A 17,364-nucleotide genomic window follows, 5' to 3' on the forward strand; every position below is an offset into this window, starting at 1 on the left:
ACCACGCCGAGGTCAAGGGGCGGCAGGCCGGGATAGGCCGGGGGCGGCAGGAGTTGGCAAGGAGTTGCAAGCAAAAAGGGCGGCTCCAGGAGCCGCCCTTTTCGAGAGATCGCGTGATGCGACGACTTAGTTTGCCGCTTTGGGCTTGTCGGTCGCGCCCTTGTTGTCGCTGCCCGGCGTCGGCGCTGCGGAGGCGCTATTCTTGATGCCGTGAAGCAGGTCGTCGGCCATCTTGAGGGCCTTGTCGTCCTTGGCGTCCGGCGGGATGTAGGATTGCGAGCCGGTCTTCTCGTCGCCGTCGTTCTTGAGATGGCCGCGCAGCGAAGCCTCGCCCTTGGTGTCGGTGCGCGACTTCAGCTCGTCCGGCACATCCTGGAGCACTTCGATGTCGGGCACGATGCCCTTGGCCTGGATGGACTTGCCCGAAGGCGTGTAGTAGCGCGCCGTCGTCAGCCGCAGCGCGCCGTTGCCCGAGCCGAGCGGGATGATGGTCTGCACCGAGCCCTTGCCGAACGAACGCGTGCCGACGATGGTCGCACGCTTGTGATCCTGGAGCGCGCCCGCGACGATTTCCGACGCCGAGGCCGAGCCGCCGTTGACCAGTACGATGACCGGCTTGCCCTTGGTGAGGTCGCCCGCATGGGCGGTGCGGCGCTGGGTCTCCTCGGCATTGCGGCCGCGGGTCGACACGATCTCGCCCTTCTCCAGGAAGGAGTCGGAGACGGTGACCGCTTCCTCGAGCAGGCCGCCCGGATTGTTGCGCAGGTCGATGATGTAACCCTTGAGCTTGTCGCCGATCTGGTTCGAAAGGCTGGTGACCTCACGTTTCAGGCCTTCGGTGGTCTGCTCGTTGAAGGTGGTGATACGGATGTAGCCGATGTCGTCGGCTTCGATGCGCGCGCGCACCGAGCGGACGCGGATGTTGTCGCGCACCAGCGTGACGTCGATCGGATTGTCCTGGCCCTTGCGCATGATCTTGAGCTTGATCTTGGTGTTGACCGGACCGCGCATCTTCTCGACCGCCTGGTTCAGGGTCAGGCCCTGCACGGCTTCTTCGTCGAGATTGGTGATGATGTCGTTGGCCATGATGCCGGCGCGCGAGGCCGGCGTGTCGTCGATCGGCGAGACCACTTTGATCAGGCCGTCTTCCATCGTGACTTCGATGCCGAGGCCGCCAAACTCGCCGCGGGTCTGCACCTGCATGTCACGGAAGCTCTTGGCGTCCATGTAGCTCGAATGCGGGTCGAGACCGGTGAGCATGCCGCTGATGGCTGATTCGATCAGCTTGGTGTCATCGGGCTTCTCGACATAATCGGAGCGCACGCGCTCGAACACGTCGCCGAACAGATTGAGCTGGCGATAGGTGTCCGCGGTGGCGGCCCGTGCGCTCGAGCCCATGAACACCGCGCGCGGCTGGGTCACGAACAGCGTCAGCGCCGCACCGGTGGCCGCGCTGAGGAGGATAACTGAAGTCTTGCGCATCATCCGCGAACCTTCTCGCCTTCATTTGCGGCCCACCATGGGCCTGGATCGATTGGAGTGCCGTCTTTGCGGAACTCGACATAGAGCACAGGTTGACTCGCGTTCGTGGCGAGAATGGAGGCGACTTGAGAAGTCGACCCCATGGTCGCGACCGGCTCTCCCGTGAGCACAAACTGACCGATGTTTACCGAAATGCGCTCCATCCCGGCGATCAAGACATGATACCCGCCCCCGGCATTGAGGATCAAGAGTTGTCCATAGCTGCGGAACGGGCCGGCATAGACCACCCAGCCGTCACACGGCGTCGTGACCTGGGCGCCGGGCTGACTCGCCAGGGAAATGCCCTTCTGGACCCCGCCGACCCCGTCGGAACCAGCGAAATCCCTGATCTTGTTACCGTTAACCGGAAGAGGCAGGAGGCCCTTGGCCGAAGCGAAAGCGATTGCCGGGGTCGCCCGGGAGCGGTCCTTGAAAGCGCCCGGGCCGGGCTTGGCGCTGGCTGCCGCCTGTGCCTCGGCCTGCTTTGCGGCCTCAGCCGCCTTCTCAGCCGCCTTGGCGGCGCTTTGCAGATCCTGCTCCATCTTGGCGATCAGCCCCTGGAGATCGCCGACCTGCCGGGATAGCGCGATGGCGCGCGAATTCTCGGCGTCGAGATCTTTTTCGCGCGACGCCTGCTGGCGCTGCCGCTCGTCGACCAGGGCGGTGAGTCGGGTCTGGTCGTTGCGGATCTTGTCGCGATCGGCGGCGAGCTGGTCGCGCTCGGTGGCTATGCTCTTGCGCAAGGCCACGAGCTCACCGAGCTCGCCTGCGATCTTCTCGGCACGGGTGCGCAATTCCGGCACCACGGCGCCGAGCAACATGGCGGTGCGCAGCGACTGCAGCGCATCTTCCGGCCGCACCAGTAGTGCAGGCGGCGATCGCCGGCCGGCGCGCTGCAGGGCGGCCAGCACCTCGACGATGTCGGCGCGGCGCGAATCGAGCGAGCTGCGCATCGCCTGCTCGCGGCCGTTCAGCGTGCGCAGCCGCGCTTCGGCTTCGTCGATCTTGGTCTCGACGGCGCGCACGTTCGCGGCGGTATCGATCAACTGCTGATTGAGCTGGGTGCGGTCCTGACCGAGCGAGGTGATCTCGGCCTTGAGCTTAGCCTGGGCTTCCTCCGCACTCTTCTGCCTTGCGCGCGCGGCTTCCAGCTCCTGCTCGCGCTGCTTGATCGCGTCGGGCGAGATCGCCGCGGTCTGCGGTGCCGGCGCTGCCGTCTGAGCTTGCGCGAGGCTGGCGCCGGCGAGCATTGCGATCAGCAACAGGTTGAGAATCGGCGCTCGCATCGTTTCGGCAAAGATGCTCGTGTGGCGCGCATCACGCGCGATGATAGGGATGGCCGGCCAGGATGGTTGCGGCCCGATAAAGCTGTTCCAGAAGCATGACGCGAACCATTTGGTGCGGCCAGGTCGCAGAGCCGAACGCGATCGCGAGCTTGGCCTTACGGCGCAATTCGGGCGAAAGTCCGTCCGCCCCTCCGATCACGAAGATAGTATGTCCGGCGCCCTCGTCGCGCCAGCGGCCGAGATTCCGTGCGAATACGGTGGAATCCAGACTTTGTCCGCGCTCGTCCAGCGCCATCAGGACCGACTTGTCGGGAACATGCGCGCCGATCGCCGCGGCTTCCTCGGCCATCCGGGTCGCAGCGTCGCGCGCCCGGCTCTCTGGAATTTCATGGACAGTGAGCTCGCGGAATCCAAGTTTGCGGCCGACCTCGTCGAACCGCGCGAAATAGCGATCGGCAAGCTCACGCTCGGGGCCCTGCTTCAGCCGGCCCACCGCAATGACGGCAACACGCATGACGTCTCTAGGACCACGTCTTCAGGGTCACGTCTTCAGGGTCACGTTTTCCAGACCGCGCGCGTCACGCGCGCGCACGACGCTAGCATGCGCGCCAGCCGATTCGAAATCGGCTCTCTAAGTCTAGATCGCCTTCGCCGCCCCTGGGCCCTGCGTATACAATCTCTCGAGATTGTAGAACTCACGGACCTCGGGTCTGAACACGTGCACGATCACATCGCCGGAATCGATCAGCACCCAGTCGCAATTGGGCAAGCCCTCGACATGGATGGTCTTGATGCCGGTTTCCTTGAGGCTCTTCGTGACATTTTCCGCGATCGCGCCAACGTGCCGGTTGGCCCGGCCCGTGGTCACGATCATGTAGTCGGAATACGCCGATTTGCCGCGAAGGTCGATGGTGACCGTCTCTTCCGCCTTCATATCGTCGAGGCGGGAGAGGATCAGGTTCAGCGTCTTGTCGGCGTCGGGTTGCGCCTTCAAGGCCGCAGCTTTGGTCGATGTTTTACGCGCCGGTTTAGCTACCTTGGGTAAAACAGACTTGGACAATACAGACGTGGTCAGGGACCATTCCTTTCACTGTATCGCGAGGGCCGAATCCGGCGCTCACTGGTTACACTACATCATGTGGGGTTAAGGGTTTCAATATGCCAGAGAGCCCCAGCCCGCATAAGTCCGTCTCACTTCGTACCTTTCCAGCTCCCGTCCGGGTTCCGCAGGCCGGTCGACGACAGGTTCAGCTTCAATCCCGTCAGGAAGACCCAGGCCGGCGCTGGCCGGTCCGCAAGCAGCGCCGCCTCCCTCTCGGGCAGGCGATAGCGCGCGAGCGCCTGGGCGGCGGGCGAGGCAAGGGCGCGAAAACTCTGTGGCGGGCGATCAATTACCGCGATCGGCACCTGGCCAGCGATCCGGCGCCAGTCCTGCCAACGGTGGAATTGAGCGAGATTGTCGGCGCCCATGATCCAGACAAAGCGCAGGCCGGGGAGGCGGCGGCGCAAGGTGTTGATCGTGTCGATAGTGTAGCGCGTACGGATGACGGATTCGAGACAGCTCACCTCGATCCTGGGATCGCCAGCGACGTCGCGCGCCGCCTGCATGCGCGCGCCGAGCTCATGCAGCGAGCCGTTTTCCTTGAGCGGATTGCCCGGCGTCACCAGCCACCACACGCGGTCGAGCTGAAGGCGCTTCAGCGCGAACTGGCTGATGGCGCGATGAGCCTGATGCGGCGGATTGAACGAGCCGCCGAGCAAGCCGATGCGCATGCCCTGGGTATAGGGCGGTATGGCCTGCGCCACGAAGCGAGGCGCGACGAAATCGTTGCTCAATGCCCCGCGCCTTGCGACGTTACGGCCGCGTCTGCCCTGTGCCGTGGACGCGATATTTGAAGCTCGTCAACTGCTCGGCCCCGACCGGGCCGCGAGCGTGGAAACGGCCGGTGGCGATGCCGATCTCGGCGCCGAAGCCGAACTCGCCGCCATCGGCGAACTGCGTCGAGGCGTTGTGCAGCACGATCGCGGAATCGACCTCGCTCAGAAACTTCTTCGCGGCGGCCTCATCCTGGCTCACGATGGCATCGGTGTGGTGCGAGCCGTGGTTCTGGATGTGCGCGATCGCGCCGTCGATGCCGTCGACCACCTTCGCCGCGATGATCGCATCGAGATATTCGGTGTCCCAATCGTCCTCGCGCGCGGGTTTTACGCGCGCATCCGTTCCTTGCACCGTTTCGTCGCCGCGCACTTCGCAGCCGGCTTCGATCAGCATCTCGATCAGTGGCTTCAGGCTCTTTGCGGCGCCGGCGCGGTCGACCAGCAGCGTCTCGGCCGCGCCGCAGACGCCGGTGCGGCGCATCTTGGCGTTGAGGACGATCGACTTCGCCATGGCAAGGTCGGCGCTGCCGTCGATATAGACGTGGTTGATGCCTTCGAGATGCGCGAACACCGGCACGCGCGCTTCAGCCTCGACCCGCGCGACGAGGCTTTTTCCCCCGCGCGGCACGATCACATCGATGGCGCCGTTCAATCCGGACAGCATCATGCCGACCGCCGCGCGGTCGCGCGTCGGCACCAGCGTGATTACAGCTTCCGGCAGTCCCGCTTCGCGCAGGCCCTGCACCAGGCATTGATGGATCGCGCGGCAGGAGCGGAAACTGTCGGAGCCGCCGCGCAGGATCACGGCATTGCCCGCCTTCAGGCACAGCGCGCCGGCGTCGGCCGCAACGTTGGGCCGGCTCTCGAAGATCACGCCGACGACGCCGAGCGGCACACGCACGCGTTCGATGGTCATGCCGTTCGGCCGCTGCCAGCTCTCGGTGACGATTCCGATTGGATCGGCAATGCCGCGCACGATGCCGATGCCTTCGGCCATTGCCTCGACGCGCGCGGGCGTCAGCGTCAGGCGGTCGACGAAGGCGGAGGTGGCATTGCCGGAGGCACGGGCCTCGGCGACGTCCTCGGCATTGGCAGCAAGAATGGCGGCCGCGTTCTCGCGGATCGTCCGCGCCATCGCTTCCAGCGCCCGGTCTTTCTGCTCCGGCGGCGCCAGCGCCAGCACGCGCGCCGCAGCGCGGGCTTTGGCTGCGAGGGTCGTCAGCGCCTGGAGATCGGCATTGCCATCAAGGGCTTTGAGGGGGGCGGCCATAGCGGTTCGAACCTTCTGCTAAGGGCGTGTCCTAGCACGGAAATCCCGCTTTTGCGAAGGGTCGGGAGGGTATGGCTGGTCTCCCCGGCTGCGTGCCGGCTGGGTCATTGACCTAGCGGTCCCTCGAAAAACGGCCCGGCTCGGCCCTACCCACCCACCACCAGATCGTCGCGGTGGATCATCTCGGCGCGGCCGCTGATGCCGAGGATCGCCATCACATCGGGGGAGGAGCGGCCCTTGATCCGTTCGGCATCTTCGGCGTCGTAGGCGATCAGGCCGCGGCCGATCTCGCTGGTGTCGGGGCCGCGCACGATCACGGCGTCGCCGCGGGCGAACTGGCCCTCGACCTTGATGACGCCCGCCGGCAACAGGCTGGCACCCGCGCGTAGCGCTGTGACCGCGCCGGCATCGATCGTCAGCGTGCCCTTCGGCTCCAGCGATCCTGCGATCCAGCGTTTGCGCGAGGTGATGGGGTTGGCGGGCGTCAGGAACCAGGTGCAGCGGCCGCCGTCGGCGATTGCCTGCAGGGGGTGCTCGATCTTGCCGGACGCAATCAGCATATGCGTGCCGCCTGTCGTGGCGATCTTGGCGGCCTCGACCTTGGTGCGCATGCCGCCGCGCGACAGTTCGGACTCGGCATCGCCCGCCACAGCCTCGATTTCCGAGGAAATGCTGTCGACCACGGGTATGAGCTTGGCGTCCGGATTGGTCTTCGGCGGGGCGTCGTAGAGCCCGTCGATGTCGGACAGCAGCACTAATAGGTCGGCGCTCGCCATGGTGGCGACGCGCGCGGCGAGGCGGTCATTGTCGCCGTAGCGGATCTCGTTGGTGGCGACCGTGTCGTTCTCGTTGATCACGGGGATCGCGCGCCATTCCAGCAGCTTGCCGATGGTCGAGCGCGCATTGAGATAGCGGCGGCGCTCTTCGGTATCCTGGAGCGTCACCAGAATCTGGCCGGCGCCGATGCCGTGCGCCCCGAGCACCTCCGACCAGATCCGCGCCAGCGCGATTTGACCGACGGCGGCGGCCGCCTGGCTCTCTTCAAGCTTGAGCGGGCCGCGCGGCAGTTTGAGCCGGCTGCGGCCGAGCGCAATCGAGCCCGAGGAGACGACGAGGACGTCGCGGCCCTCCTGGTGCAGCTTGGCCATATCGTCGGCGAGCGCGGCCAGCCAGGATGCGCGCACCTCGCCCCTGTCGGAATCGACCAGCAGCGCGGAGCCGACCTTGACCACGATGCGGCGGAATTGACTGAGTTCGGGGCTGGCCATGGGCGCTGGCGTCGAGTTGCTCTGCACTAGGAAACGGCGGAGCGAAGGGCGGCGCCGGTGAGGCCTGCTTTTTGCAGCAGGACGATGGCCGGCGCAAGGCGGCCGGCATGGTAAACAGCGCCACCGCCGGCCTTGTCTTGGACGCGGGCCCGGTTCTAATGCCGGCAATCAATAACGGACCAAAAGGGGAAACGTATGGATCGCCGTCAATTCATGGCCGGATGTCTGGGCCTGCCGCTGCTCGCGCGAGCGGGCGAGGCGGAGGCCCAGGCCGGGCTCACCAAAATCGTCTTCCCGTTCGCGGCGGGCGCGGGCGGCGACACGCTGTGCCGGCTGATCGCGCAGGACATGGCGCCGGTGCTGCAGCGGACCATGGTGGTCGAGAACCGCACCGGCGGCGACGGTCTGATCGGCATCAAGGCGGTGAAGGGCGCGAGCCCCGACGGCAGCATGGTGCTGGTGACGACGGGTCCCACCATGTATCTGCTGCCGATGGTGGAGACGACGCCGCGCTTCGACACGGCGAAGGATTTCGTGCCGGTGTCGCTGCTGGCTCGGTTCGAGTTCGCGCTCGTGATCAATCCGGTGCTCGATGTCACGGACTTCAAGTCATTCGTGGCCTGGCTGAAGGCGCATCCGGACAAGACGTCGTTCGGCGTGCCCAGCAACGGTACCATTCCGCATTTCATGGGCTCGAAGCTGGAAAAGGACCTCGGCATTCCCTTGACCCGGGTGCCCTATCGCGGCAGTGCGCCGATTCTCAACGACCTCGTCGGCGGCCACCTCTCGTTCGGAATCACGACGCTGGCCGATGCGCTGCCGCAGCATCGCGCCAAGGGCGTGAGGATCGTCGCGGTCGCGAGCGCGGAACGTTCGCCCTTCGCGCCCGATGTCCCGACCTTGAAGGAGAACGGCATCGCTCTCGTTGCGGACGCCTGGTACGGCATGTGGCTTCCCGCCGGCAGCCCGCCGGAATTTGCAAGCAGGCTCGGCGCGGCGGCCCGCGCCGCTCTCGCCAAGCCCGAGGTGAAGGACAGGCTCACAGCGATCGGCATGATTCCGGTCGGCAGCACGGCGGACGGACTTGCTCAGGAGCTCGCCGCGAACACCGCCCTCTGGCAGCCGATCGTCAAGGCGACGGGATACAAGATCGAGAATTGAGGCGCTCGCGCCAAGTACTCCGTCGTCATGCCCGGGCTTGTCCCCGGCATCCACGTCTTGCGTCAGGCTCGGCTACGCGTGGATGGCCGGATCAAGCCCGGCCATGACGAGTTGCCGCTCAGCTACATCTTCGCGCGCCGCTCTATTCCATCGCGGATCGACGCAAGCTCCGCCTCGTCCCAGACGCCGATCAAAATCCCGCCCTTCACCTGGAGCTGGTTATCCGCATAGTTCGCGATCTTCTCGCGAGGCGTGGTGATGTGGTCGTTTGGATGCAGCGCCCAGTCGAACAGCTCGGCCTGCAACCGCGCGATGATGCCGGCGCAATCAGAGTCGTCGCCGCGATCCAAAAACTCTTCCGGATCGGTTTCGATGTCATACAGCATCGGACGGAAGCCGGAGGCGTGGATGTACTTCCAGCGGCCGTCGAACACCATGAACAGGCGGCAGCGCTCGATCGGCTGATTCAATTTCAGCCGGACGTCCTGCATGGCGTAGTCGTATTCGGAGAATGCGACCTTGCGCCAGTCGGGCGGCGTCGGCCCGCGCAGCAGCGGCAGCAGCGAACGTCCTTCGAGGATGTGTCCCGGCACCTTGCCGCCGAAATAATCGACGAAAGTCGGCGCGAGATCGATGCCTTCGACCAGTGCGTCGCATCGCGTGCCGCGCGTCGCATCCGCGTCCGTCGATGGATCGATGACGATCAGCGGGATCTTCGCCGACTGTTCGTGGAACAGGTCCTTCTCGCCCATCCAATGATCGCCGAGATAGTCGCCATGATCGGAGGTGAACACGATCATGGTGGTTTCCAGGAGGGCGTGCTCCTCGAGAAACTTCATCAGCACGCCCATCTGGTCGTCGATCTGGGTGATCAGGCCCATATAGGTCGGGATCACTTTCTCCCGGGCATCGTCGCGCGCCATGTTGCGGGAGTAGCGCATGTCCATATAGGCGCCGAACACCGGATGCGGGTTTTGCCGCTCGCGCTCGGAGCGGATCACCGGCAGCATGTCCGATGTCGAATACATGCTGGCATAGGGCTCGGGCGCGATATAGGGCCAGTGCGGTTTGATGTAGGACAGATGCAGGCACCACGGCTTGCCATCGGTCTCGGCCTCGGCGATGAAGTCCATCGCGCGCCGCGTCATATAGGGCGTTTCGGAGTGTTCTTCCGGCACGCGTGCGGCCTTGTCAGCGTGCGTCAGCAACCAGCCGTTCTGCAAGCTGCCGTCGTCGGCGGCGCCGGAATTGGCCCAATGCTCCCAGGGGTTCGTCGCCTCGAAACCCTGCTTGCGCAGATAGTCGTCGTATTTCGGACGCGGCCGTCCGGTCGGATGCAAGCCGTCGTCACGCTCATAAGGCTCGAAGCCGCATTCGGCGACATGGACGCCGACGATGGATTCCGGCGGGATGCCGAGCCGCTTCATGCCCTCGATGTCGGGGGCCATGTGGGTCTTGCCGATCAGCACGTTGCGCACGCCGATTGCCTTGAGGTGATCGCCGAGCGTGGGTTCGCCGACCCGCAGCGGCCAGCCGTTCCAGTGCGAGCCGTGCGAGCGCATGTAGCGCCCGGTGTAGAACGACATCCGCGACGGGCCGCAGATCGGCGACTGCACGTAAGCCTTGGTGAAGAGCACGCCGCGCTTCGCCATGGCGTCGATGTTTGGCGTCTTCAGCGAGGGATGGCCGGTGCAGCCGAGATAGTCGTAGCGGAGCTGGTCGCACATGATCCAGAGAACGTTCTTCGCGCGCGCCATGCTTCTCACTCCGTCCCTTTGGCTGGATATTGCACTATCGAGGGCGCGAAGAAACCTCTCCCCTTTGGGGAGAGGTGTGGAATGAGCATCGCTCTCCTCAGGCCGACCAGGGCTCCGCTTCAGCCGCGCTCTTCGCCTTGGCGGAGACGGGGTTCTCGCCGATCACCTCGACGAGCGCGCGCAGCGCTTCCTTGACGCCCTGGCCGGTGGCGCCGGCAAGCAGCAGCGGCGTCTTCTTGGCGGCGCGCTTCAGCCGGTCCTTCTGCTTCTTCAACTCGTCCGGCTCGACCGCGTCGATCTTGTTCAGCGCCACGATCTCGATCTTGTCGGTGAGCAGGCCGCCATAGGCATCGAGCTCCGTTCGCACCGTCTTGTAGGCCTTGCCGGCATGTTCGCAGGTCGCATCGACGAGATGCAGCAGCACGCGGCAGCGCTCGACATGGCCGAGGAAGCGATCGCCGAGGCCCGCGCCTTCATGCGCGCCTTCGATCAGTCCGGGAATGTCGGCGAGCACGAATTCGCGGCCGTCGGAGTTCACGACGCCGAGCTGCGGATGCAGCGTGGTGAAGGGATAGTCGGCGATCTTCGGCTTTGCCGCGCTGACCTTGGAGAGGAAGGTGGACTTGCCGGCGTTGGGCAGGCCGACCAGGCCGGCGTCGGCGATCAGCTTCAGCCGCAGCCAGATCCAGCGCTCCTCGCCAAGCTGGCCGGGATTGGCGTTGCGCGGCGCGCGGTTGGTCGACGTCTTGAAATGCGCATTGCCGAAGCCGCCATTGCCGCCCTCGGCGAGCACGAACTTTTCGCCGACATTGGTGAAGTCGTGGATCAGCGTCTCGCGGTCTTCGTCGAAGATCTGCGTGCCGACGGGGACCTTCAGCACGATGTTCTTGCCGTTGGCGCCGTGGCGGTCCGAGCCGCTGCCGTTTTCGCCCTTCTGGGCCTTGAAGTGCTGTTGGTAGCGATAGTCGATCAGCGTGTTCAGCCCGTCGGCGACCTCGATGACGACATTGCCGCCGCGGCCGCCATTGCCGCCGGAAGGACCGCCGAATTCGATGAATTTTTCGCGGCGGAACGCCACGCAGCCGTTGCCGCCATCACCGGAGCGGATATAGACCTTTGCTTCGTCAAGGAATTTCATGCGTCATAGGTAGGCCAGCCGGTCCCGCGCGGCAACCCGAATTGACCCGCGAATCGGCCCAATTTTCGCGATTTTTACCTTAACCCGTCGGCCGCGGCGGATCAAGGGAGTGCGACCATCCGCTCAATTTGAGGCGGCGGGCTTGTCGCTGTCGCTCACGTCATTAAAACAGCCACAAGCGAGTCTTGTCGCCGGTTCCTGCCGCTTCCTCCGCCCGTCATTGCGAGGAGCCCTTGCGACGAAGCAATCGAGACTGTTTTCGCGATGACAGACTGGATTGCTTCGCTTCGCTCGCAATGACGAGCTTTTCTCTCTCAGACTTGTTCAATGCCCCTGTTCAAAAATCTCTCCGCCTATGACGAGCGCTCGGCGCGACTTGCCGGCATTGCGCTGATGCTGCTGTCGATCTTCATGTTCTCGTTCGGCGACGCCATGGGCAAGTTCCTGGTCGGGACTTATTCGGTGGGACAGCTCCTGTTCCTGCGCGCCTGCGCGGCGCTGCTGCTGCTGTCGCCGATGATCTGGCGGCAGCGTCATGATTTCCTGCACCCGGAGCGGCCGTGGCTTCAGCTGTTTCGGGTCACGCTGTCGACACTGGAAGTGGCCGCGTTCTTCCTTGCGACCGTCTATCTGCCGCTCGCCGACGTCATCACCTATTATCTCGCGGGCCCCATTTTCGTCACCGCGATGTCGGCTGTCTTTCTGGGCGAGCGCGTCGGCTGGCGACGCTGGACTGCGATCCTGATCGGCTTCTGCGGTGTTCTGATCGCGCTGCGACCGTCGGCGCAGACGGTCAGCCTGCCGGCGCTGATCGCGCTCGGCGGCAGCTTGTCGTTTGCAACCTTGATGCTGATCACGCGCAGCCTGCGCAAGACGCCCGACATCGTGATGGCGTCCTCGCAATTCGTCGGCACGTTCCTGCTCGGCGCCGTGCTGTCGGCGTTCCACTGGGTGCCGCCGAGCCCTGGCAGCCTCGTGATCTTCGCGCTGGCGGGATGTGTCTCGGTGACGGCGCTGTTCTGCGTCAACCGCTCGCTCAAGCTCGCGCCGGCCAGCGTCGTCGTGCCTTACCAATATTCGATGATCGTCTGGGCCGTGATCTTCGGCTTCGTGGTGTTCGGCGATGTGCCGCAGGTCGCCACCCTCGTCGGCGCCGCCATCATCATCGGCGCTGGCTTCTACATCTATCTGCGCGAGCGCGATCTCGGCCGTGGGGACGAGCAGGTCAATCCGCCGGCGTGAGATAGAAGACACAAACGAGATCGTCGTCCCGGACCAGCGAGCGAAGTGAGCCACCGATCCGGGACCCATACCCACAGGACCATGTTTGGCGAAGACGCGGAGTGGGAGCCTTCGCATCACCAGCATTCGTGGTTATGGGTCCCGGCCCCCGTGCGCAATTGCGCACTAGGCCGGGACGACAGTTGTGATTGAGGCGCCGCTCCCGCCCTATCTCACCCGTCTTGCACTGCTCCAGCTCTTCAGCGACGCCCACACGCCGCGCGAGAGGCGGAAGCAGTCGACGGGCGTGGAGCAGCCCAGCGCCAGGAAGCGGTGCAGCTGAACGCCGCTCCACTGGAAACCGCATTTCTCCAGCACGTTGCGGGACGCCGGATTGGTGACGCGCGCGCCCGCATAGAGATGATCGTCGTCGAACTCCTCGAAGAAGAAGTCGATCGCGCCGCGCGCAGCTTCGGTGGCAAAACCTCGGCCCCAGTGCTCGACGCCGAGCCAGTAGCCGAGTTCCGCATTGTCCGGCGTCGAGCAGTCGATGCCGACCATGCCGACCGGCCCGCTGTCGTGCTCGATCAAGAACACGGTCTCGCTGCCGATCGCCGCGGTGGCGCGGATGAATTCGACGGCATCGTCTTGCGAATAGGGATGCGGCAGGCGGCGGGTGTTTTCCGCGATGCGGCGGTCATTGGCGAGCTTGGCGATGGTTCTGACGTCGGCGAGCGTCGGCCGCCGCAAGGTCAGCCGCTCGGTGGCGACGACGCTCGGTCTCGGCTCCCGCAAGGTCACGCTCGAAAAATCCTGCAACATGTCCGGCTCCGTCGAAGTCACTAAGTGAAAAGTGAGCACGTCAAACGAAAGGGGAGGCCGGTTTCCCGCCTCCCCTGGAGCCTTTGATCTTTTTGATCTGAAGGACTCCGCCGGTTTGGTAGGACCCGGCGGACTCCAAATTGATCCACCGTCTATTCAGCCGCCTCTGCGAGCGGGAGCACCGATACAAAGGTGCGGCCGTTGGCTTTGGCCTGGAACGTAACGCGACCCTCGATCTTGGCGAACAAAGTGTGGTCCGTGCCCATGCCGACATTAAGGCCGGGATGCCAGGTGGTGCCGCGCTGACGCGCAATGATGTTGCCGGGAATGACGACTTCCCCGCCGAACGCCTTGATGCCAAGGCGCTTGCCCTTCGAATCGCGACCGTTGCGCGATGAACCGCCTGCTTTTTTGTGAGCCATGGCTCGTCTCCAAATCCTGCGTAGTTCTAGATCAATTCCTTGACGGAATCATTTCACATTTTCTCACGCATCAATTCGTGAATTGGCGTGATCAATTTATGCGGCTTCTTCTTCCTTCGCCGCTTCCTTGGCGACCTTTTCGCGCTTCGGGCGCGGTCCGATCGAAGGCTTGGCGTCGTTGGTTAGGATCTCGGTGATGCGCAGCACCGTGATCTCGTCGCGGTAGCCGCGCTTGCGGCGCGAGTTCTTGCGGCGGCGCTTCTTGAACGCGATGACCTTCGGCCCGCGCTTGTGGTCGAGCACCTCGGCCGCAACGGACGCGCCTGCCACCGTCGGCAGACCCAGCACCGGCGTGTCGCCGCCAACCACCAGAACTTCATTCAGCTGCACGATCGTGCCGACTTCGCCGGCGATCTTGCCTACTTCCAGGACATCATCCGGAACGACGCGGTACTGCCGGCCGCCGGTTTTGATGACTGCGAACATCGTTTTCTTCCTTCGTGTTCAATCCCGGCCTCGCGACAGGATGTCCGGGCCGGCTTTTTGTCAGTCGCTATGGGTTTTGCGAGTTTTGCGCAGGTGGGAGTTATCCGTTTGAAAACCCACGCAAAAACAGGCGGCGCGAGAAACGCCCCGCGCCGGTTGCGGGACTTATAGCCGGCGGACGCCGAGAGTCAAGGAAAACCGCCGGAAAAGGCCCGGAATTGAAGGATTTGGGCCGCTTCCCGGTCCGGAAATCGTTTCTCGGGTCCAGCCTGCAACCAAACGGGTTCCCCCGCCGTTGTTCAAGCGAATTTCGCGCGCGGGCAAGGGCTTTCCATGGCAACAGACGAACTGGTCAAGACGACGGGCATCGCCACCCACGGCGCGGCGCGGCTGCCGTCGGTGGACATCGACAGCTTCAACATCGAGATGAAGGACGAGGACGGTTTTCTCGGCGACCGCGCCAGCAAGGGCGCGTTCCGCGACATTCTCGAGCGCTGGCGCAAGCCGCTGCGCAAGACCGGCGAGGATCCGTTCGGCAAGGAGCCGTCGGAGGAGATCAGCAAGAAGACACTGGACGACATCCTGGTCGGCGATGACACCGAGGCCTCGGCCGTAGTGCACAGCGCAATCGAGGATTTCGCCCAGGAGCTTGCTTATGTCACGCGCCGCTTCCTCAAGTCCAAGGCCTGGGCCAAGACCGAGCGCATCGTGGTCGGGGGCGGTTTTCGCGACTCCAGGCTCGGCGAGCTCGCGATCGCGCGCGCCGAGATCATCCTGAAGTCCGAGAACTCCAAGATCGACTTGCAGCCGATCCGTCATCATCCGGACGAGGCCGGCCTGATCGGGGCGCTGCATCTGGCGCCATCCTGGATCTTTGAGGCCTATGACAGCATCCTCGCCGTTGATATCGGCGGCACCAACATCCGCTGTGGCGTGGTGGCAACCGGCTGGAAGAAGGCCAACGACCTGTCGAAGGCTTCGGTCTGGAAATCCGAGCTGTGGCGTCATGCTGACGACGAGCCGACCCGCGAAGCGGCGGTGAAACGGCTCGCGAAAATGCTCAAGGGACTGATCGCGGAAGCCGAAAATGAGGGCTTCAAGCTGGCGCCGTTCATCGGCATCGCCTGTCCCGGCGTGATTGACGAGGACGGCTCCATCGAGAAGGGCGCCCAAAACCTGCCGGGCAATTGGGAGAGCAGCAAGTTCAACCTGCCGGCGAGTCTGGCCGAGGGCATCCCGCAGATCGGCGAGCACGATACCGCGATCGTGATGCACAATGACGGCGTGGTGCAGGGCCTTTCCGAAATCCCCTTCATGCAAGACGTCGAGCGCTGGGGCGTGCTGACCATCGGCACCGGGCTTGGCAACGCGCGCTTCACCAACCGCCGCAAGGACGGCGGCAACAGCAAAGACCGGGACTCTACGGAGAACGGCAAGAAAAAGGGCAGAGGCGACAAGGAGTAACCTTGACTGGTTAGGTTAAGGGACGGATTGCGTTGCGGGATGGCAGACGCACGCTACGGTCGAATTGTCGCCTCACCTGGCCGGCGAAGCCGCCCTTCCCAGCCAGTATTTCAATGAGCGGCACGGGACCGCCAGTGTTTACCGCGTCTGGCGGTCCCACCCCCATCTAGCAGGGCAATCGCATATTTGTGTGCATGATGCTTCGACGTCGGCACTGAGCTCCCTCTCCCGCTTGCGGGGGAGGGTTGGGGTGGGGGTATCCCCGCGTCGGGATTGTTAAGGCTTGCGGAGGACGTCCCAGCGCGGCGAGAACCCTCACCCGCCGCGCTCTGCGAGCGCGTCGGCCTCTCCCGCAAGCGGGAGAGGCGGAGCAAGCCCGCGGACTGCCCTCGTGAAATCTGTACGCGATAGCCCTTTGGATTCCCCGGGGGTTTCAGCTCCAGCCAATTCGCCCAAAGAACGCAGCGATCTCCGTTGCTGCGCGATCCGGATCCTCGCGATGCGGGAAGTGTCCGACGCCGGGAAACATCGCAAGATCGAGCTCGCTGAAAGTCTCCTTGAGCCGGTCGGTCCAGGCATAAGGAAATAACGGATCGTGCTCGGCCCAGCGCACGCAGGTCGGCGTTGTGATCGGCGGCAGGTGCGGCGCTTCGCCCTTCATCATCGCGATACGCCCGGCATGCGCGGCGCGATAATACGCAAAGCCGCCGGCGAGGTTGCCTTCCTCAAAGAAATTGTCGGTGAAATCATTGAGGACATCGTCGAAAGCGTGCTTGCGGTGAGACCAGCCCTTCAGGAAATGGCCGATATAGAGCCGGCAGCTCTCGCGGCTCGCGCCGACGAGCCGCTCGGCCATCTCCAGCTGGTGAAAGGACTGGTACCAGATGTGGTTGAGCCGGTCAGGCGCCGCCATGCGCGGCCCGATGCCGGGATAGACGAAATCGAACAGGAACAGCCCGGCCAGCCGCTCCGGCGCCTGGCGCGCCAAAGGCTGCATCACGGCGCCGCCGACATCATGGCCGACGACGCCGGATCGGCTGATGCCGAGCCCCTGCATCAGCGCCAGCATGTCCGCTGCGTGACCGTCCGATCCGTAAGGCCCGTCCGGCTTGTCGCTGTCGCCAAAGCCGCGCAGATCGGGCGCGATCAGCATGTACCGGTCCGCCAGCCGCGACATCACCGGCTCCCAGGTCAGCCAGAATTCCGGCCAACCATGCAGCAAAAGCAGCGGTTTGCCTCGCCCGCAGCGGGCCAGGTGGAAGCTGGCGCCATTGGCCGTGATGGTCAGATGCTCCATCGCAGTTCCTTCCAGGCGAAGGGCAGGGGTGGCTGCGGATTTTCGCCTTTCGCGCCTTGTCTCACTCGCCGTCCTCGCCTATTACACGCCCCGACCACAGGGGTTCCTGCCCCTCATCGGCACTTCAAGGAGAGGTGGCAGAGTGGTTGAATGCACCGCACTCGAAATGCGGCATAGGTGCAAGCCTATCGGGGGTTCGAATCCCTCCCTCTCCGCCATATCTGCGGTGTCCAGCCCGTGCGAAAAGCCCAATAAACACGGGTGCTTCTAGCTAGGAGCCTGTCCAAGTAGTCGCTGGTCAAGCTGGGGCGAGTCTGATTCTTTGCGGGGCTATGAGCAAGGATTTTCGACTCTGGAAGATTGACGAGGCGCA

Annotated in this window: 16 protein-coding genes and 1 tRNA gene; 4 read left to right on the forward strand and 13 right to left on the reverse strand. The window is 64.3% G+C overall.

All coding sequences use genetic code 11. From position 1 onward, the window contains the following. Nucleotides 1–126: 126 nt before the first annotated feature. The 7 genes from IVA82_RS32430 to proB form a co-directional block, all read right to left on the reverse strand. The gene (locus tag IVA82_RS32430) at nucleotides 127–1,485 is read right to left on the reverse strand and encodes a S41 family peptidase (protein WP_247389595.1); all 1,359 of its coding nucleotides are present in this window, start codon (nucleotides 1,483–1,485) and stop codon (nucleotides 127–129) included. Beyond that, nucleotides 1,482–2,807, reverse strand: a complete 1,326-nt coding sequence (locus IVA82_RS32435) for a peptidoglycan DD-metalloendopeptidase family protein (RefSeq protein ID WP_247389594.1) — start codon at nucleotides 2,805–2,807, stop codon at nucleotides 1,482–1,484. Before IVA82_RS32435 ends, IVA82_RS32430 begins: the two co-directional genes overlap by 4 nt. 31 nt (nucleotides 2,808–2,838) lie before the next feature. Further along, nucleotides 2,839–3,321 (reverse strand): 23S rRNA (pseudouridine(1915)-N(3))-methyltransferase RlmH, encoded by a 483-nt coding sequence (gene rlmH / locus IVA82_RS32440; RefSeq protein ID WP_247389593.1) that lies wholly within the window; start codon nucleotides 3,319–3,321, stop codon nucleotides 2,839–2,841. Nucleotides 3,322–3,444: 123 nt separating this feature from the next. Further along, complete coding sequence (gene rsfS / locus IVA82_RS32445; protein ID WP_148739270.1) at nucleotides 3,445–3,801, reverse strand: ribosome silencing factor; 357 nt, start codon at nucleotides 3,799–3,801, stop codon at nucleotides 3,445–3,447. A 197-nt stretch (nucleotides 3,802–3,998) separates the two neighbouring features. Continuing rightward, nucleotides 3,999–4,643: a nicotinate-nucleotide adenylyltransferase gene (locus IVA82_RS32450; protein ID WP_247389592.1), complete on the reverse strand. Its 645-nt coding sequence runs from the start codon at nucleotides 4,641–4,643 to the stop codon at nucleotides 3,999–4,001. A gap of 19 nt (nucleotides 4,644–4,662) precedes the next feature. Continuing rightward, entirely contained in the window at nucleotides 4,663–5,955 is a 1,293-nt protein-coding gene (locus IVA82_RS32455; RefSeq protein ID WP_247389591.1) for a glutamate-5-semialdehyde dehydrogenase, read from the reverse strand. Between the two features lie 146 nt (nucleotides 5,956–6,101). Next, entirely contained in the window at nucleotides 6,102–7,223 is a 1,122-nt protein-coding gene (gene proB / locus IVA82_RS32460) for a glutamate 5-kinase (protein ID WP_247389590.1), read from the reverse strand. Nucleotides 7,224–7,418: 195 nt separating this feature from the next. Here proB and IVA82_RS32465 point away from each other — a divergent pair, with 195 nt between their 5' ends. After that, the gene (locus tag IVA82_RS32465) at nucleotides 7,419–8,384 is read left to right on the forward strand and encodes a Bug family tripartite tricarboxylate transporter substrate binding protein (RefSeq protein ID WP_247389589.1); all 966 of its coding nucleotides are present in this window, start codon (nucleotides 7,419–7,421) and stop codon (nucleotides 8,382–8,384) included. 122 nt (nucleotides 8,385–8,506) lie between these two features. Here the strand turns inward: IVA82_RS32465 and IVA82_RS32470 are convergent, their stop codons facing one another. Further along, nucleotides 8,507–10,141: an alkaline phosphatase family protein gene (locus IVA82_RS32470; RefSeq protein WP_247389588.1), complete on the reverse strand. Its 1,635-nt coding sequence runs from the start codon at nucleotides 10,139–10,141 to the stop codon at nucleotides 8,507–8,509. Between the two features lie 97 nt (nucleotides 10,142–10,238). After that, nucleotides 10,239–11,279 carry a GTPase ObgE gene (gene obgE / locus IVA82_RS32475; RefSeq protein ID WP_247389587.1) on the reverse strand — a complete coding sequence of 347 codons (1,041 nt, stop codon included), beginning with the start codon at nucleotides 11,277–11,279 and terminating at the stop codon, nucleotides 10,239–10,241. A 327-nt stretch (nucleotides 11,280–11,606) separates the two neighbouring features. Between obgE and IVA82_RS32480 the strand changes: the two genes are divergently transcribed. Next, nucleotides 11,607–12,521 (forward strand): DMT family transporter, encoded by a 915-nt coding sequence (locus IVA82_RS32480; RefSeq protein WP_247389586.1) that lies wholly within the window; start codon nucleotides 11,607–11,609, stop codon nucleotides 12,519–12,521. A gap of 207 nt (nucleotides 12,522–12,728) precedes the next feature. Here IVA82_RS32480 and IVA82_RS32485 read toward each other — a convergent pair whose 3' ends face one another. From IVA82_RS32485 to rplU, 3 genes are all read right to left on the reverse strand, one after another. Beyond that, a complete protein-coding gene (locus IVA82_RS32485) occupies nucleotides 12,729–13,322 on the reverse strand; it encodes a GNAT family N-acetyltransferase (protein ID WP_247389585.1) in 594 nt (197 codons plus the stop codon). A gap of 152 nt (nucleotides 13,323–13,474) precedes the next feature. Beyond that, on the reverse strand, nucleotides 13,475–13,744 hold the full coding sequence (rpmA, locus tag IVA82_RS32490; RefSeq protein ID WP_008137923.1) for a 50S ribosomal protein L27: 270 nt from the start codon (nucleotides 13,742–13,744) through the stop codon (nucleotides 13,475–13,477). A 96-nt stretch (nucleotides 13,745–13,840) separates the two neighbouring features. After that, nucleotides 13,841–14,230: a 50S ribosomal protein L21 gene (gene rplU, locus IVA82_RS32495; protein ID WP_148739281.1), complete on the reverse strand. Its 390-nt coding sequence runs from the start codon at nucleotides 14,228–14,230 to the stop codon at nucleotides 13,841–13,843. A 333-nt stretch (nucleotides 14,231–14,563) separates the two neighbouring features. On the opposite strand from rplU, the gene IVA82_RS32500 reads away from it, so the two are divergent. Next, on the forward strand, nucleotides 14,564–15,694 hold the full coding sequence (locus IVA82_RS32500) for an ROK family protein (RefSeq protein WP_247389584.1): 1,131 nt from the start codon (nucleotides 14,564–14,566) through the stop codon (nucleotides 15,692–15,694). A 433-nt stretch (nucleotides 15,695–16,127) separates the two neighbouring features. Here the strand turns inward: IVA82_RS32500 and IVA82_RS32505 are convergent, their stop codons facing one another. After that, entirely contained in the window at nucleotides 16,128–16,991 is an 864-nt protein-coding gene (locus IVA82_RS32505; RefSeq protein ID WP_247389583.1) for an alpha/beta hydrolase, read from the reverse strand. A 128-nt stretch (nucleotides 16,992–17,119) separates the two neighbouring features. Between IVA82_RS32505 and IVA82_RS32510 the strand changes: the two genes are divergently transcribed. Further along, a tRNA-Ser gene (locus IVA82_RS32510) sits at nucleotides 17,120–17,209 on the forward strand. The last annotated feature ends 155 nt before the right edge of the window (nucleotides 17,210–17,364 follow it).

The sequence above is a fragment of the Bradyrhizobium sp. 142 genome (genome assembly GCF_023074015.1).
GTDB lineage: Bacteria > Pseudomonadota > Alphaproteobacteria > Rhizobiales > Xanthobacteraceae > Bradyrhizobium.

Bases quoted from the DNA above. Each gene is read 5' to 3' on its own strand.
- IVA82_RS32430 (WP_247389595.1), bottom strand. From the start codon at position 1,485: ATGATGCGCAAGACTTCAGTTATCCTCCTCAGCGCGGCCACCGGTGCG.
- IVA82_RS32435 (WP_247389594.1), bottom strand. From the start codon at position 2,807: ATGCGAGCGCCGATTCTCAACCTGTTGCTGATCGCAATGCTCGCCGGC.
- rlmH (WP_247389593.1), bottom strand. From the start codon at position 3,321: ATGCGTGTTGCCGTCATTGCGGTGGGCCGGCTGAAGCAGGGCCCCGAG.
- IVA82_RS32455 (WP_247389591.1), bottom strand. From the start codon at position 5,955: ATGGCCGCCCCCCTCAAAGCCCTTGATGGCAATGCCGATCTCCAGGCG.
- proB (WP_247389590.1), bottom strand. From the start codon at position 7,223: ATGGCCAGCCCCGAACTCAGTCAATTCCGCCGCATCGTGGTCAAGGTC.
- IVA82_RS32465 (WP_247389589.1), top strand. From the start codon at position 7,419: ATGGATCGCCGTCAATTCATGGCCGGATGTCTGGGCCTGCCGCTGCTC.
- IVA82_RS32470 (WP_247389588.1), bottom strand. From the start codon at position 10,141: ATGGCGCGCGCGAAGAACGTTCTCTGGATCATGTGCGACCAGCTCCGC.
- obgE (WP_247389587.1), bottom strand. From the start codon at position 11,279: ATGAAATTCCTTGACGAAGCAAAGGTCTATATCCGCTCCGGTGATGGC.
- IVA82_RS32480 (WP_247389586.1), top strand. From the start codon at position 11,607: ATGCCCCTGTTCAAAAATCTCTCCGCCTATGACGAGCGCTCGGCGCGA.
- IVA82_RS32485 (WP_247389585.1), bottom strand. From the start codon at position 13,322: ATGTTGCAGGATTTTTCGAGCGTGACCTTGCGGGAGCCGAGACCGAGC.
- rpmA (WP_008137923.1), bottom strand. From the start codon at position 13,744: ATGGCTCACAAAAAAGCAGGCGGTTCATCGCGCAACGGTCGCGATTCG.
- rplU (WP_148739281.1), bottom strand. From the start codon at position 14,230: ATGTTCGCAGTCATCAAAACCGGCGGCCGGCAGTACCGCGTCGTTCCG.
- IVA82_RS32500 (WP_247389584.1), top strand. From the start codon at position 14,564: ATGGCAACAGACGAACTGGTCAAGACGACGGGCATCGCCACCCACGGC.
- IVA82_RS32505 (WP_247389583.1), bottom strand. From the start codon at position 16,991: ATGGAGCATCTGACCATCACGGCCAATGGCGCCAGCTTCCACCTGGCC.